Raw genomic sequence first — 15,786 nt, 5'->3', positions numbered from 1 at the left:
ACACTGCCGTAGGCACCACATGAAGGCGCGGGCGCGCTCGGGGCACGATGTCCGCATGAACGCTCCCGCCCCGGTGGTCTTCCGCCCACCTGCCCAGCACGCCCGGTGGTATCTCGTCGCGCTCGGAGCAGTCGGAGCCTGCCTGGCCGCGGTGCGCCTGGTGCACCTGGTGCGCGGCGGCCCGCTGCTGGACGGATGGCTGGCCGCCGGTCTGCTGCTCACCACGGTGGGGTCCGCCGCACTGAACGGGATCACCACCCGGGTGAGCGCCGACGCGTACGGGGTGCGGTGCCGGACGCTGCTGCGACGCTGGAGTGTGCCGTGGTCCGAGGTGGCCGAACTCCGGGTGCTGGTGCGGTACGCGGACATCCACCGCACCCGGGAGATCCGCCGCGCCTGCCTGACGGTGCAGGGCGGACGCACGCGGTTGCTGCCCCTGCCGCGCGACCCCCGGCAGCACCGCGCGCACGTGGACCGCGCCCGGCGGCCCCGTCCGCACGAGGGCTTCGAGGAGGAGGTGGAGGCCCTGCGCACGCTGCATCGCCACTACGGCACGCCCGCCTCCCGCCACCTCCCCGTCGTCTCGTACCGCACCGCGGGGCGCCCCTGGGCCGGAGCACTGAGTACATGTGCCCTGCTGCTGATCGCCGCGGGCCTGGTCGCCGGGCTGGCGCCGGGTGCCGCCGCGCGGGAGCGGGCGTGGGAGTCGGCGGCTCCCTGCCCGACGCGGACACCGGCCGCCCCGGACCGAGCAGTTGCCCCGGGCGACAGGGCTCGCGCCCAGGAAGAAGGCAGACGCGAGCAACGCGGGCAGGCGTGCCTGACGACGGTGGAAGCCGTGATCTCACGGACCGAGCCCCACCGCCCGAAGAAGCGCAACTGGATCTACTTCGCCCACAGCCGGCCCCTGAAGCGGCTCGGGGTCTCCCGCGAGGCCGCCCTGGCCTTCCGTACGGGAGACCGCGTCACCCTGGCGGTCTGGCACCGTGAAGTGCGGGAGGTCCGCGGTGAACGGTACGTGTGGCGGGACCACCACGCCGGGCCGGGAGACCTTCTTGCCGTCGCAGCCGGACTCGCCCTCGCGGCCGGCTATCCCGGCGCGCGGGTGCTCCTCCGTGTGCGAGGACGCCACCTGCCCGCCGACGACATCCTCCCTACCGCACTCCCCTTCGCAGCCGCGCTGCTGGGTACGGCGCTGTGGCTGCTGCCACTGTGCTACCTCCGCCCGGCCGGCTCCCTCTCGGCACCGGTGACGGTCGCCTGGGCCGTGGGAGGCGCGGCGGTCACGCTGTCCCTCTTCCTGTGGGCCTGGCGCGCCACCCGCGTCCGCGTGCCGGGGGCGGCGCGTGCACCGCAGGAGGTCCGCACGCCGGGAGCAGGCGAGCCGGAGAAACCCGGAAGGGGAGCGCCGCAGGAGCCAACGGGGGACGAGGCGGCGGAGGTCTTCGTGCCCGCCCGCTTCCTGGAGCACACGGACTACAACTCGTACCGGTTCGGCACGCACATCGTCCTCGGGGGCGGTTCTCCGCCTGCGGTGACACCGCACTCCGGCCCCGGCAGGTTCTCCGCGAAGCGGATACCGGTGGAGCGGCTCACCGTCCGGGAGGTGCGGCGCCTGCGGGGTGACGAGGGCGACACCGTCCCCACGGGCTGGCATGTCGCCGTGCTCGACGACGCGGGGCGGCGGGTGCGGCTGACTGCGGCGCCCGCGGACCTGACCCGCATCCTCGGCGCACTGCATGTCACCGTCCCCGACCCGCCCGCGGTGCCGAAGTAGCAAGCTGCGTGTGCGTTCGGCTGGGAGCGGGGGCGTCTTCAGCGACCGGCCGGAGAGTGCGCCTGCGAACGGGACAGCCGTCCGCGCACCCCTTGACCCGTACCGGCCTGGCGTCTAAGTTCCTCGCACCTCCAGAGGTACATCGATTAACCACTCGTTAACCGCCTGGTTGGAGACCTCCCGCTGTGCGCTCCTCCCCGCTGACCCGGCGCGGCTTCCTCGCCGCCGGTTCCGGCCTCGCCGCAACCGCCCTGCCCACCCTGTCCGGCTGCTCCGCGCTGGCCGCGGCGGACACCGACCCCGATACGCTCGTCGTGCACAGCCAGTTGGGCACCACGGCGCCGGGCTCCGCCACCTATCTGCGTGCGCTGGACCGGTTCCGCGAGGAGAATCCGGGACTGACCGTCAAGAACCTGGTGAACGGCGACGATCTCGCCCAGGTGTACGAAACGGCCCGGCTGGCCCGCAAGGAGCCGGACGTCGTCATGGTCAACCTCTACGACAAGACCCTGGCGTGGACGGACGTGGGCGCCACGGTGGACGTGAAGGACTACCTGGACGACTGGGGGCTGCGCTCCCGCGTGCTGCCCCAGGCGCTGACCGCGTGGACCGACGGCAAGGGCCGGCTGCGGGCCTTCCCGTACTTCGCCACCAACTGGCCCGTCGCCTACAACAGGGCGCTGCTGGAGAGGGCCGGCGTATCGCGGATACCGACCACAGGGGACGCGCTCGTACGCGCCGCACGCAAGCTGCGCGCGAAGGGGACCGCCCCCGTGACGACCGGCGGCAACGACTGGACCGGGCAGAAGCTGCTCGCCCAGATCATCCAGACCTTCCTGACCGAGGACGAGGCGCGGCACGCCTACACCACGGGGGACTTCGGCAGCAGGGGCGCCCGCGAGGGCATCGCCTACTTCGTGCACCTGCGGGACTCCGGGGTCTTCACCGACAAACCGCAGGGGCTGACCTCCGACTCGATGATGACGCAGTTCAACACGGGGTCCGCGGCCATCGAGTCGGCCATGTCCTCGGCGCTGGCCGAGGTGCCCGGCAAGGTGGCCCGCCACACCGACATCGGCGGGTGGCCGCTGACCGACGGTGCTGTGCACGACAAGCCCACCGTCCTGCGCAGCTACACCCTCATCGGCTTCTGGATCAGCCCGAACGGCACCAAGAAGATCGACGCCGTGGAGAAGTTCCTCCGCTTCATGTACCGGCCCGGCACCGTCTCCCGCTTCATCACCGAGAGCGGCCGCGACATGGCGGTGCGCTCCGACACGCTCAGCACCGACTTCCCCCTGGTGGCCGCCGCCCAGCGGCTGGGCTCCGACGTCAGTCAGGTCCTGCTGCCCGACGTGTACGTGCCGCCGAGCGCCAACCAACCACTGATCACGGCCACCAGTACGTCCTTCACCCGCGGCACCAGCGCGGCCAAGGTGCGTGCCGCGCTCGAAGCCGCGTACCGCTGAGCGTGACGCCGCACCGCTCGCGCCCTCCTCGCCGCACCGCTCCGCCCTCGCAGACCTTCCCCGCTCCCCGGGGCTTCCCGCTCCCGAGCCACACAGTCCACGGAGTCCCCTCATGACGACGCTGACGCCGACACCGGGCGCGCCCGCGGTCGGCCCGACAGGTGAGCGGACCGGCGCCGCCGGACGCCGCCCCCGTTCACGGCCCCGCTCCGGGCCACCGGCACAGGGCGGCACGATCCTGGCCGTACCCGCACTGGTCTGGTACCTGGTCTTCATGGTCGGCCCGATGGTCGCCATCTTCGTCATCGCAGCGCTGCACTGGCCCGGCATGCTCCAACCGGTGTCCTTCGCCGGGCTGGGCAACCTGCGGACCGTCCTGGACGACCCGGTCTTCTGGGCGGCGGTACGCAACACCGCGGTCCAGCTTGCCGTCGCGCTGCCCGTCATGGTCGTCTGCGCCTACATGGTGGGGTACTACGTGGCGCAGCGCCCGCCCGGGCACCGCGTCATCCGCTACCTGCTGTTCGTTCCGGGACTGATCTCCACCCCGGCGAAGGCGATGGTCTTCTACGCGGCTCTCTCGCCCGACGGCCTGCTCAACGGCGCGCTGGAGTCCGTGGGCCTGTCCTCGCTCACCGACGCCTGGCTCGCCTCCCCGTCCACGGCGCTGGCCTGCCTCATCGCCCTGGACATCTGGGCGGGCATCGGGTTCACCGCCGTTCTGTTCGCCGCCCGGCTCGGCAGCGTGCCGGACGAACTCGGCGAGGCGGCCCAGCTGGACGGGGCCGGGCACTGGCGCACGATGTGGCGCGTCCACTTCCCCGTCATCCGGGACTACGTGGGCGTGGTGACCATGCTGCAGTTCCTGTGGACGCTGTTCGGCTCCGCGCAGCACGTGCTGCTGCTCACCCAGGGCGGCCCTGGCAGCTCCTCCACCACGCTGTCCTTCCTCGTCTACCAGAAGGCGTTCATCGCCGCCGATCTCGGCTACAGCCAGACCGTCGGCGTTCTCCTCTTCCTGGCCGGGCTCGTCGGGCTGCTCACCATCCGCCGCGTCTTCCGGCAGACCTACTGACACCGAGGGGATCGGCTCACCATGAAGTTCGGCAAACGCTGGATACCCGCACACCTGCTGGTGTGGAGCTACGCGGTGCTGCTGGTCGTGCCGCTGTACTACTTCCTCGCCTCGGCGTTCAAGTCCAACGAGGAGATCTTCGCCCACCCCTTCGCCCTGCCGTCGTCCCTGGGACTCGGCAACTTCACCACGGCCTTCACCCGTGCCGACCTCGGGCTCGCCGTCGTCAACTCGCTGCTGGTCACCGGCTTCGCCCTGGTGCTGACCCTGGCGCTCGCGCTGCCCGCGGCGTTCGCGCTCGCCAGGTCGCGGGGGCGGGCGGCCTCGGTGATGGAGAAGGTCTTCTCGCTGGGGTTCTTGATCCCCACCTTCGCGGCTCTCTTCCCCACCTTCCTGCTCGCCGCCGTGACCGGCCTCTTCCACTCCCGCACCTTCATGGTGCTGTTCCTCCCGGCGACGGCCATGCCGCTCTCGGTCGTCATCCTGGTGCAGTTCATGCGGACCGTTCCCCGGGAGATGGAGGAGGCCGCCCGGATGGACGGGGCCTCCACGTATGCGGTGCTGCGACACGTCTACGCGCCCATGTGCATGCCGGGCATCGCGACGGTGCTGCTGCTGAACTTTTTGACCTTCTGGAACGAATACCTGTACTCGCTGGTGATCATCGGTCCCGACCCCGCCCAGCGCACCGTCCAGGTCGCCCTGCCCACGCTGAAGGCGATCACCGGCACCGACTACGGCGTGTTGACCGCCGGAACGGTGCTCACCCTCGTCCCGGTGTGGGCCGTCTACACGCTGCTCCAGCGGCGGATGCAGCAGGCCCTCGTCAGTGGGGCGGTGAAGATGTGAGCGCGCCCGCCGAACAGCCGCCTGCCAAGCGCCCCACCATCAAGGCGGTGGCCGCCGCGGCCGGGGTCTCGACCGCCGCCGTCTCGCAGGCCTTCAACGACAAGGGCCGCCTGGCGGAGACGACGCGGCAGCGGATCCTGGAGACGGCCGTGGAGATGGGCTGGTCGCCCAACGCGCCCGCCGCCGCCCTGCGCAGCGCCCGCACCCGGACCCTGGCCCTGGTGGTGCGGCGCCCCACCGACGTCCTGGGTGCCGACCCGCACTTCAGCGAGCTGATCACCGGGATGGAGGGCGAACTGGCGCCCCGCGGCTACGGCCTGCTGCTCCACCTGGTGGCCGGGGTCCGTGAGGAGACGGCGCTGTACCAGCGGTTCGCGGCCGAGGGGAGGGTCGACGGCGCGGTCCTCACCGACGCCCGCGCCGACGACCCGCGCCCCGCCCTGGTGGCGAGGCTGCGGCTGCCCGCTGTGCTGCTCGGGCCACCCGCGTTTGCCGGTCCCGTGCCGAGTGTCGGTCTGGGGCAGCAGGGCGCCGGAGTCGAGGAGGTGGTGGCGCACCTGACGGACCTGGGGCACCGCCGGATCGCCTACGTGGCGGGCCCGGCCGAGCTCCAGCACACGAGGCTGCGGCGCGCCGCCTTCGAAGCGGCGCTGCAAAGGGCCGGACTGCGGCCGTACGCGGTGCTGCACACCGACTTCACCGAGGTGTCGGCCGTGGCCACCACCGACGCGCTGCTGGCCGCCGAGGACCGGCCCACGGCGATCGTCTACGCCAACGACTCCATGGCGGTGTGCGGCATCGGTGCGGCGCAGCGTGCGGGGCTGCGCGTACCCGGGGACCTGTCGGTCGTCGGCTACGACGACCTGCCGCTCGGCCGCTGGCTGCACCCCCGCCTGACCACCGTGGACCAGCAGGTGCAGCGGGTCGGCGGCGCGGCCGCCCGCACGCTGCTCGCCCGCTGCGGCGAGGACGTGCCCGAGGCGGTGCTGGAGGACCGGCCGCACCTGGTCGTCCGCGAGTCCACCGGCCCCGCACCCCACTGACCTGAGCCCCACGCACGCCCGTACAGCACCCGCACCCGCACCCGCACCCGCACCCGCACCCGCACCCGCACGACGATTGCCGAGAAGAACCATGCGACGCCACAGCGCCCGCCTCACCCACGACCCCGCCGTCCTGCCCTGGCTGGGCACCAACTTCTGGTCCCGCACCGGCGGACCGCTGATGTGGCGGGACTACGACCCCCAGACGGTCCGCGAGGAGCTGCGGGTCCTGCGCGAGAACGGCCTCACGATGACCCGGTCGTTCTTCTACTGGCCCGACTTCCACCCCGAGCCGCACCGCGTCGACGAGACCCTGTGCGCCCGCTTCGCCGACTTCCTGGACGCCCACTCCGAGACCGGCATGGGCACGGTGCCCACCTTCATCGTCGGCCACATGTCCGGCGAGAACTGGGACCCGGTCTGGCGCGGGGGCCGCGATCTGTACGAGGACGTGTGGATGGTGGGCCGGCAGGCCTGGTTCGTCTCCGCGATGACGCGCCGCTTCAAGGACCACCCCGCGGTGACCGGTTGGCTGATCACCAACGAGATGCCCGGCTACGGCCGCATCTACCAGGTCGACCCGCCCTCGTCGGACGTCGTCACGGCCTGGGCGCAGGCCATGTGCAACGCCGTACGGGCCGCCGGCGGGACCCAGCCGGTCTCGCTGGGCGACGGCGCCTGGGGCATCGAGGTGACGGGCCGGGACAACGGCTTCTCGCTGCGCGAGACCGCGGAGTACGTCGACTTCGTCGGCCCGCACGTCTACCGCTCCGACACCGACCGGATCCGCCAGCACCACCGCGCCGCATTCGAGTGCGAGCTGGCTGCCGTCACCGGGCAGCCGGTCGTCCTGGAGGAGTTCGGGGTCTCCACCGACACGGTCTCCGCCGAGAACGCCGGCGTCTACTACCGGCAGACGCTGCACACCTCCCTGCTGGGCGGTGCCACGGGCTGGATGGCGTGGAACAACACCGACTACGACCACCTGTGGGACCGCTCGCCCTACGACCACCACCCCTTCGAGATGCACTTCGGCATCACCGACCACTGCGGGGCCCCCAAGGAGCCGCTGCGCGAACTCGCCGCTTTCGCCCGGACGCTGGAGGCGGTCGACTTCGCCCGCTGCCACCGCTCGGACGCCGACGCGGCCCTGGTCGTCCCCGCCTTTCTGGAGCGGGACTACCCCTACAGCCGCGCCGCCGACCGGCCGCTGATCTTCACCTCACTGCACCAGAGCTACGTGACGTCGCGCGCCGCCGACCTGCCCGTCGGCCTCGCCCGGGAGGCCGACGGGCTGCCGGACGACGCGGCGCTGTACCTGCTGCCGTCCACCCGGCAGTTCACCACCCGCACCCGGCGCGCGCTCCAGCGCCGGGCCGAGGAGGGCGCCACCGTCTACCTGTCGTTCTGCTCGGGTGAACACCCGGGGACGCGAGGTCCTTGGTTCGACGGGCTGGACTCCCTCTTCGGCGTGGAGCTCCAGTTGTCCTACGGCGTGGCCGAGCCGATCGAGGACGACGTGCTGGAGATGACCTTCACCGAGGACTTCGGCCCGCTGCCGGCCGGTGAGGTCCTGCGCTTCCGCGTCGCCGGGAACGAGGACAGCCGCGCCCGGCTCCCCGTCGTCCCACGGGACGCACGCGTGGTCGCGGTGGACGCGCACGGCCGTCCGGCGCTGCTGGAGCACGCGACCGGACGCGGCCGCACCGTGCTGGCCACCTACCCGCTGGAGCACATGGCCGCCCGCACGGCCCGCGTCAACCCCGAGGACACGCACCGGCTGTACGCGGCGCTCGCACAGGTCGCAGGGGTGCACCGCCCGGTCACGGTCGACGACCCTCACGTCGGCGCCGACCTGCTCGTGCACGAGGACGGTCGGCGCTTCGTGTGGCTGGTCAGCCAGCACGCTCGGGAGACCACGGTCCGCCCGGCCGCCGACGGCACCCTGCACGACCTCTCCTCCGGCGCCCCGGCCGAGGCCGTCACGCTGCCCGCGTGGGGTGTGCGGGTGCTGGAGCTGCGATGAGTCCGCCCCGCTACCGCGACCCTTCCGTACCGGTGCCCGAGCGGGTGCGGGACCTGCTGCCACGGATGACGCTCGATGAGAAGGTCGGCCAGGTCAACCAGCGGCTGTACGGCTGGCACGCCTTCACCCGTACCGCGGAGGGGCACCGGCTCAGCGACGCCTTCCGCGCCGAGGTCGCCGCCTGGGACGGAATGGGCGCCCTGTACGGGCTCCAGCGCGCGGACGCCTGGTCCGGTGTCGGCTTCGCCGACGGCATCACCGCGGCGGACGGTGCGCGGGTCGCCGACGCGGTGCAGCAGCACGTGGTGGAGCACACCCGGCTGGGCATTCCGGTGCTCCTGGTCGAGGAGATGCCCCACGGCCACCAGGCGCTCGACGGCACGGTTCTGCCCGTCAACCTGGCCGTGGGCGCCACCTGGGACCCCGAGCTCTACCAGGAGGCGGTCGCCGGTGCCGCCGCCGAACTGCGGGACCGCGGCGGGCACGTGGCCCTCGTCTCCGCGCTCGACCTGGTGCGCGACCCGCGCTGGGGCCGGGCCGAGGAGTGTTTCGGTGAGGACCCCTACCTGGCGGCGCGGTTCACCGAGGCGCTCGTACGCGGCGTGCGCTCCGCCGGAATAGCCGTGGTGCTCAAGCACTTCGCCGGCCAGGGCGCGACCGTCGGCGGCCGCAACAGCGCGGCCACCGAGCTGGGCGCACGGGAACTCCACGAGATCCACCTGGCGGCCGCCCGTGCCGGGATACGCGCGGGCGCAGCGGGGGTGATGGCGGCCTACAACGAGTTCGACGGGCTGCCCTGCGTCGCCAACCGGGAGCTGCTGACGGGGCTGCTGCGGAACCGGTGGGGCTTCGAGGGGCTGGTCATGGCGGACGGCACGGCCGTCGACCGGCTGGTCAGGCTCACCGCGGACCCGGTCGCCGCAGGGGCCGGAGCGCTGGCGGCGGGCTGCGACCTGGGCCTGTGGGACGCGTGCTTCCCCCGCCTCGCCGAAGCCGTCACCCGGGGTCTGGTGGCCGAGGAGGCGCTGGACACCGCCGTGGCCCGGGTGCTGACGCTCAAGTTCCGTCTGGGCCTGTTCGAGCAGCCGTACGCCCGCGCCGAGCCGCCGTACACCACCCCCACCGCACGTGCGCCCCGGGCCGCCCCGTCGTCCTTTGCCGCGCTGCGCCGGTCGAGCGAGCGGCTGGCCCGCGCCTCGCTCACCCTGCTCGACCACGACGGGTGCACCCTCCCACTGCCGCCCACCATCCGGCGGATCGCCGTACTCGGACCGCACTCCGACGCCCTCCCCCACCAACTCGGCGACTACACCGCGCCGCAGCGGCCCGGCGGCGGCATCACCGTTCTGGAGGGCATCCGCTGTGCCGCTCCGCCCGGTGCCGAGGTGACCCACACACCCGGTTGCGGCCTGGTCGGGGCGGACGTCGGTGGGGTACCGCACGCGGTGGCGCTCGCCGCCGAGGCGGACGTGGCCGTCGTCGTCCTGGGCGGATCCAGTGCCCGACGCCACGACACCGCCTTCGCCGCCAACGGCGCAGCCCTCGCACCGGCGGGTGAACCGGGCGGCATGACCTGCGGAGAGGGCGTCGACCTTGCCGATGTGCGGCTGCCGGACGGGCAGACCGCGCTGCTGCGGGCCGTGGCGGCAACGGGCGTGCCGGTCGTCGTCCTCCTCGTCCAGGGCCGGCCGCACGCGCTGCCGGAGCTGCCGGGTAAGGCGGCGGCCGTGCTCAGTGCCTGGTATCCCGGGCCCTGGGGAGGGCGCGCGATCGCCGAGGTCCTGTTCGGTGCCGCGGAGCCGGAGGGCCGGCTTCCGGTGTCCGTCCCTGCCTCGTCGGCACAGCTGCCGGTCTGCTACAACGGCAAGGACCACGGCTACCGCGGCTACGTCGACCAACCGGCCCTGGCGCGCTACCCGTTCGGCCACGGCCTGTCCTACACCACGGTCGCCTACGGGCCGCCCCTCCTGTCCCGGTCCCGAGTCACCACCGCTGCCCCCTCCCTGACCTGCCGGGTCGCCGTACGCAACACCGATGAGCGGCCCGTGCGCGAGACGGTGCAGCTCTACCTGCGCCGCGTCTCGGGCGGCTCGTCCTGGCCCCGCGTCCGCGAACTGCGCGGATTCGTCCGCCTGTCGCTGCCGCCGCGCCAGGAGGCAGAGGCCGTCTTCGAGATCGACGCGGACACCCTCGCATCGGTGAACCGCGCCCTGGACCCGGCCGTGGAGCCGGGCGAGGTCGCCCTGGAAACGGGGCCCTCCTCGGACCGTACGCAGGGGGCCCGACTGGTCGTCGAGTGAGCGGCGGGCGCACACGGCACGGCTGTCACCGCGGACCGTCGGCGGGATCCACGCCCGCCAGCTCGCAGCTCGCCTGCCACAGTCGGTCGGCGCACTCGGTATCGGTCAGCGGGCGCCACCGTGGCACCCGGTGGGGCCGGCCGCGCAGACCGGCGACGCGCGGCCCCCACAGCTGCCCGCCTGCGACGGCCGTGTCCAGCACGGCCCGCACCGCGGGCCACGCCCCGGCCCCCGTGGTGGCCTCGTCCGTCAGCGGGGTCATCAGCAGGCCGATGCCCGGCCCCAGGACGGCGGCCACGAACGTGCCCTGGGGCGCGAGGACGAACCCCTGCCAGCCGAAGCCGGCGGCTGCGGCCACTCCGCCGACGGCCACCATCGTGCGCGTACCGAACCGCTTCATCAGCCGGGGCGCCACCTTGGAACCGGCGATGACCCCCGCGGTGTGCGGCAGGAAGCTCAGGCCCGCACCGGAGGCGGGGGTGGTGGCCGGTCTGGTCAACACCTCCCGCCAGATCGGCGGCGCACTCGGTCTGTCGGTCCTCGGCGCCGTCGCCGTGGCGGTGACGGGCGCCGGGGGCGGCACCCCGGGCTGCCGCCCTCCCCGGGCCTGCTCGCCGACGGTCACGCCGCCGCGTACCTGGCGACGGCTGCGCTCACCGCCGTCTCGGTGCTGCTCGTCGGCCTGTTGCCGCGGACGGGGCCCTCGACGGCAGCGGCCGGGGACACCACCGGCGCCGCGGGCCTGCCGCCGCGGCCCCCGGCACTCGCGGGTACCGGGAGGACGGGACCGGCGCCATGGAGGGCCCGCGTCCGCGGTGAGGGTGCCCGGCGGTGTCAGCGCAGCCGGCCGATCCCCCCGTACCAGGAGACCTCCGCGTGGGAGGGGCGGGCGGCCTCCGGGACGGTGGAGCGCCAGTCGGAGACGACCTGGATGCCGGGGTCGACGAGTTCGAACCCGGCGAACAGGCCGGCCAGCGCCTCGCGGTCCCGCAGCGTGAGAGGAACGCCCTGCGCACGGTAGGCACTCTGCACACCGAGTGCCGTCTCGGGCGAGATCTCGGCCGTGGCGTGCGAGAGCACCAGGACGCTGCCGGGCGCCAGTGCCTCGCGGATGCGGTCGACGAGGGAGGCCGGGTCCTCCTCGTCGGAGATGAAGTGCAGGACCGCCACCGCGAGCACGGCCACCGGCTGCGTGAAGTCGATCAGTTCCCGCGTCTCGGGGTGCTCGATGATCGCCTGCGGGTCACGGATGTCGGTCTCGATGACGGTGGTGCGCTCGTCGGTGTCGAGCAGCGCACGGCCGTGGGCCAGGACGATGGGGTCGTTGTCGACGTAGACGACGCGGCAGGACGGGTCGTGGGCCTGGGCGACCTGGTGCACGTTGTGTGCGGTCGGCAGGCCGGAGCCGATGTCGAGGAACTGGCGGATCCCGGTCTCCTCCACGATCCACCGCACGGCCCGGCCCATGAACTTCCGGTTCTCCCGGGCCGCGATGCGCAGCGTCGGGAAGGCCGACACCGCCTTGTCGGCCGCCCTCTGGTCGGCCGGGTAGTTGTCCTTGCCGCCCAGCAGGTAGTCGTACATCCGGGCCGAGTGGGCCTCCTCGACGCGCAGGGAGGCTCCGCTGGACTCCTGCGAGGCGGCGACCTGTTCCACCGCCTCGGTCATCAACTCGGCCGCGCTCGACGCCGGGGAGGGGGCCTCTTCGTGGTTCTTGCCGGGGTACGTCACAGATCCTCCGCCGCTCGCTTCAACTCCCGCAGGGCGCCAGGCAGATGACCTGCCTGAACTGGGGAAAGCCTAACCGGCCTGGCGGGAGGGCGTCGCCCCCGCGGGCCGGTTCCGCTACCGGCGGGGCAGCCGGAGGCGGCAGACGACGACCTCCGTACTGGAGGGTAGGCACAGCTTTCCTCTTGTTATACAGTCCGTCTAACAAGGGGCGTGGGGCGCCTTCGGGGGCGCCCCGTCACCCGCCCGGGAAGCGGCCCCGCAGCGCCGCAGCCCCACACCGTCATGGCCCCCGCACGGGCGGCACGGCCGACGGCGGCCGGGGACCGTCGAAGCGACGGCCGGCCCGGAACGGCCCGATATCCGAACCGAGGAGTCGCACCATGGCAAGCAGCACCACCCGGCCGGACATCCCCGAGAGCACGGACGCGCACGGTGTCGCCCGGCGGCTTTTGGAGTCCTCCGCGACGCTGTCGTACGACCCGCGGACGGAGGTCGACTGGGAGACGCCCCTGGACGAGAACTTCCACGGCACCAGCCCCGAGTGGAGCACGCTGTACGGAACCTCCTACTGGCAGGAGATGACCGAGGCGCAGCGCAAGGAACTCACCCGCCAGGAAGCTGCGTCGGTGGCCGGCACCGGCATCTGGTTCGAGATCATCCTCCAGCAGATGATCCTGCGCGACGTCTACGCCAAGGACCCCTCCCAGGACAAGGTCCAGTGGGCGCTCACCGAGATCGCGGACGAGTGCCGGCACTCGATCATGTTCGCCCGCGGCGCCAAGAAGCTGCGCGCGCCCGCCTACCAACCACGGCTGCCCGCCCGCGAGCTGGGGCGCGCCTTCAAGACCCTCGCCTTCGGGGAGGCCGCCTACGCCGCGATCCTCGTCGCCGAGGAGGTCCTCGACGTCATGCAGCGTGACTGGATGCGGGACGAGCGGGTCGTGCCGTTCGTCCGCACCATCAACAACATCCACGTGGTCGAGGAGTCGCGGCACATGAAGTTCGCCCGCGACGAGACCCGCAAGCGGCTGGCGAAGGCGAGTTGGGTGCGGCGGCAGATCAACGCCTTCGTCATCTCCGTCGCCTCCTACGTCATCGTCACCAGCATGGTGAACAACAAGGTGTACGCCAACGCCGGCCTGGACCAGAAGCGTGCGCTCGCCGAGGCCCGGGCCAACGAGCACCACAAGTCGATGCTGCGTTCCAGCTGTGCGGGGCTGATGGAGTTCCTGGCCTCGGCCAAGCTGCTGACCAAGCCGGCACTGATCTTCTACAAGCGCGCCCATCTGATCTGACCTGATCCGGCCCCGCCACCCGACCCGGTCCCCACGACACCACCCGCCGCCGCGGCCTCCGGCCTCCGCACCCCGCCGACGGAACTGAACCCATGACCTACGCCATCAGCCAGAACTGCTGCAACGACGCCACGTGTGTGTCCGTCTGCCCGGTCAACTGCATCCATCCGGCCCCCGGTGAGCGGGGGTTCGGCAGCACGGAGATGCTCTACATCGACCCGGCCACCTGCATCGACTGCGGCGCCTGTGCCGATGCCTGCCCGGTGGACGCGGTCTTCCCCGTGGAGAGCCTCACCGGACCGCAACAGGCCTACGCCGAGATCAACGCCGCCTACTACGCGGACGCCACACCCCCGCAGCCGGGCGGGGACAGCCCCAACTTCCACTCCTGGAGCGAGCCGTCCTTCACCCGGACCCTGCCCGCCGACTTCACCGCCCCGCGGGTCGCGATCGTGGGCACCGGTCCGGCCGGCATGTACGCGGCCGAAGATCTGCTGCTGCACACGGCGGCCGAGGTCACCCTGCTCGACCGGCTGCCGGTGGCCGGGGGCCTCGTACGATACGGCGTGGCGCCCGACCACCCGGCGACGAAGAGGATCGGCGACACCTTCGCCCGGTTCCACGACCACCCGCGCGTACGCATGCTCCTGGGTGTGCAGGTGGGCGAGGACCTCAGCGTGGACGAGCTGGCCGCCCACCACGACGCCGTCGTCTACGCGGTGGGCGCCCCCGGCGACCGCCGGCTGGACATCCCGGGCGAGGAGGCCGCCGGTGCCGTCTCGGCCACCTCCTTCGTCGCCTGGTACAACGCCCACCCGGACGTTCCTGCTGACGCGATCGACCTGACCACTCCGCGCGTCGTCGTGGTCGGCACCGGCAACGTCGCCCTCGACGTGGCCCGCATCCTGCTGACCGACCCGGAGGAGCTGGCCGGCACCGACATCGCCGACCACGCGCTGGAGGCGCTCCGGGCCAGTTCCGTACGCGAGGTCGTCCTGCTGGGACGGCGCGGGCCCGAACACGCCGCCTACACCCGTCCGGAGCTGCTGGCCCTCCCCCACCTGCCCGGTGTCGACCTCGTCGTCGACGACCACGACCCGCGCACCGGCGCGACGATCGACGAGGCGGGACCGCAGGAGAAGGCCGCGCTGCTGCGCGGGTTCCACCGCACCCGGGTCGACTACACACAGCCACCGTCACCGGACGCCCGCCGCCTGGTCCTCCGCTTCCATTCGGCGCCTGTGGAGGTGCGCGACGACGGCGACGGGCCGACCGCGCAGGGAACGGGCCACGTCACCGGGGTCCGCGTCTCCGGCAACGCGGGCGAGGTGACCATCCCGACCGGCATGCTGCTGCGCGCCATCGGCTACCGGGGCGCTCCCCTGCCCGGGCTGCCGTTCGACGAGACGAGCGGCACCGTGCCGCACGAGAACGGCCGGGTGAAGGGCCGGCCCGGCACCTACGTGGTCGGCTGGATCAAGCGCGGCCCCACCGGCGGCATCGGTGCGAACCGCGCCTGCGCCGCCGAGACCGTCACCTCGCTTCTCGACGACGCCGCGAGCGGTTCCCTTCCCACACCGCCGTCCACCGGAAAGGCGTTCCGGCGCCTGGCGCGCCGGCGCAGCCGCCACGTGGTGGACGCCCGGGGCCTGGCCGCCATCGACCGCGCGGAGCAGGCCCGCGGAAGCCGCACGGGCCGCCCCCGCAGCAAACTGGCCACGGTCCCCGAGCTCGTGGCGGCCTCGAAGCCCCGTCTGGCCCGCCGAGGTCCTGGCACAGCGTGAGGGTCTGCTGCGCTGTGGGTGAGGGTGGGTGGGGCCTGTTGTGAGGGCGCCCATAGGAGCCAGGTCACCTACGAAGCGGGTTCGCAGGTTCCGTGTGCGGGGTGCGGGGGTGGGGGCGGTTCAGCGCGTCGGGGTGGGGGTTGGGGACGAAGCGGGGTCGTAGGTCACACAGTTGTCGGCTCGGGGAGCCGGTTTCCAGGGTGGGTGCCGGATCGCGACGAGAGCCGGGGTACGCCCCGCACGACGCGGTCGGATGTGTCCCCCTCCGAAAGGCATCCCCCCTTCACATGCGTACTGCTCTGCGCAACCGCAAGCTGACCACCGGCCTGACCGTCCTGGGTGCCGCCGGTATCGCCACCGCCACCCTGACCGGCACCGCCCACGCCGCCGACCAGCCCGAGCACGGCAAGCCCGCCGCCCAGACCCGCCAGCTCCCC

Annotated in this window: 11 protein-coding genes; 9 read left to right on the top strand and 2 right to left on the bottom strand. The window is 72.8% G+C overall.

The window, feature by feature from the left end:
* The first annotated feature begins 55 nt into the window (after nucleotides 1–55).
* From H297_RS37375 to H297_RS0119750, 7 genes are all read left to right on the top strand, one after another.
* Complete coding sequence (locus H297_RS37375) at nucleotides 56–1,777, top strand: PH domain-containing protein (protein WP_051352013.1); 1,722 nt, start codon at nucleotides 56–58, stop codon at nucleotides 1,775–1,777.
* Nucleotides 1,778–1,962: 185 nt separating this feature from the next.
* Nucleotides 1,963–3,246, top strand: a complete 1,284-nt coding sequence (locus H297_RS0119775; protein ID WP_027738473.1) for an ABC transporter substrate-binding protein — start codon at nucleotides 1,963–1,965, stop codon at nucleotides 3,244–3,246.
* 112 nt (nucleotides 3,247–3,358) lie between these two features.
* Nucleotides 3,359–4,321, top strand: coding sequence for a carbohydrate ABC transporter permease (locus H297_RS0119770; protein ID WP_027738472.1), 963 nt, complete (start codon nucleotides 3,359–3,361; stop codon nucleotides 4,319–4,321).
* A 21-nt stretch (nucleotides 4,322–4,342) separates the two neighbouring features.
* Nucleotides 4,343–5,170 (top strand): carbohydrate ABC transporter permease, encoded by an 828-nt coding sequence (locus H297_RS0119765; RefSeq protein WP_027738471.1) that lies wholly within the window; start codon nucleotides 4,343–4,345, stop codon nucleotides 5,168–5,170.
* Entirely contained in the window at nucleotides 5,167–6,213 is a 1,047-nt protein-coding gene (locus H297_RS0119760; protein WP_027738470.1) for a LacI family DNA-binding transcriptional regulator, read from the top strand. The genes H297_RS0119765 and H297_RS0119760 overlap by 4 nt, the downstream gene beginning before the upstream one ends.
* Nucleotides 6,214–6,304: 91 nt before the next feature.
* Entirely contained in the window at nucleotides 6,305–8,239 is a 1,935-nt protein-coding gene (locus tag H297_RS0119755) for a cellulase family glycosylhydrolase (RefSeq protein WP_027738469.1), read from the top strand.
* Nucleotides 8,236–10,539, top strand: a complete 2,304-nt coding sequence (locus tag H297_RS0119750) for a glycoside hydrolase family 3 N-terminal domain-containing protein (RefSeq protein WP_027738468.1) — start codon at nucleotides 8,236–8,238, stop codon at nucleotides 10,537–10,539. Before H297_RS0119755 ends, H297_RS0119750 begins: the two co-directional genes overlap by 4 nt.
* A gap of 25 nt (nucleotides 10,540–10,564) precedes the next feature.
* Here the strand turns inward: H297_RS0119750 and H297_RS43765 are convergent, their stop codons facing one another.
* Together H297_RS43765 and H297_RS0119740 are read right to left on the bottom strand one after the other, a co-directional pair.
* The gene (locus tag H297_RS43765; protein ID WP_199787237.1) at nucleotides 10,565–11,038 is read right to left on the bottom strand and encodes a hypothetical protein; all 474 of its coding nucleotides are present in this window, start codon (nucleotides 11,036–11,038) and stop codon (nucleotides 10,565–10,567) included.
* A 335-nt stretch (nucleotides 11,039–11,373) separates the two neighbouring features.
* On the bottom strand, nucleotides 11,374–12,270 hold the full coding sequence (locus tag H297_RS0119740; RefSeq protein ID WP_486589585.1) for an SAM-dependent methyltransferase: 897 nt from the start codon (nucleotides 12,268–12,270) through the stop codon (nucleotides 11,374–11,376).
* Nucleotides 12,271–12,650: 380 nt separating this feature from the next.
* Here H297_RS0119740 and H297_RS0119735 point away from each other — a divergent pair, with 380 nt between their 5' ends.
* Together H297_RS0119735 and H297_RS0119730 are read left to right on the top strand one after the other, a co-directional pair.
* Nucleotides 12,651–13,565, top strand: coding sequence for an AurF N-oxygenase family protein (locus H297_RS0119735; RefSeq protein WP_027738465.1), 915 nt, complete (start codon nucleotides 12,651–12,653; stop codon nucleotides 13,563–13,565).
* A gap of 92 nt (nucleotides 13,566–13,657) precedes the next feature.
* Nucleotides 13,658–15,349, top strand: coding sequence for an FAD-dependent oxidoreductase (locus H297_RS0119730; protein WP_027738464.1), 1,692 nt, complete (start codon nucleotides 13,658–13,660; stop codon nucleotides 15,347–15,349).
* Nucleotides 15,350–15,786 lie beyond the last annotated feature (437 nt).

Source organism: Streptomyces sp. CNT360 (assembly GCF_000424785.1).
The sequence above is the reverse complement of the archived record's forward strand: the minus strand, read 5'-3'. Positions and strand labels throughout refer to the sequence as shown.

Coding starts and splice junctions, on each gene's coding strand:
- H297_RS37375 (WP_051352013.1), top strand. CDS start 56: ATGAACGCTCCCGCCCCGGTGGTCTTCCGCCCACCTGCCCAGCACGCC.
- H297_RS0119735 (WP_027738465.1), top strand. CDS start 12,651: ATGGCAAGCAGCACCACCCGGCCGGACATCCCCGAGAGCACGGACGCG.
- H297_RS0119730 (WP_027738464.1), top strand. CDS start 13,658: ATGACCTACGCCATCAGCCAGAACTGCTGCAACGACGCCACGTGTGTG.
- H297_RS0119765 (WP_027738471.1), top strand. CDS start 4,343: ATGAAGTTCGGCAAACGCTGGATACCCGCACACCTGCTGGTGTGGAGC.
- H297_RS0119750 (WP_027738468.1), top strand. CDS start 8,236: ATGAGTCCGCCCCGCTACCGCGACCCTTCCGTACCGGTGCCCGAGCGG.
- H297_RS0119755 (WP_027738469.1), top strand. CDS start 6,305: ATGCGACGCCACAGCGCCCGCCTCACCCACGACCCCGCCGTCCTGCCC.
- H297_RS0119770 (WP_027738472.1), top strand. CDS start 3,359: ATGACGACGCTGACGCCGACACCGGGCGCGCCCGCGGTCGGCCCGACA.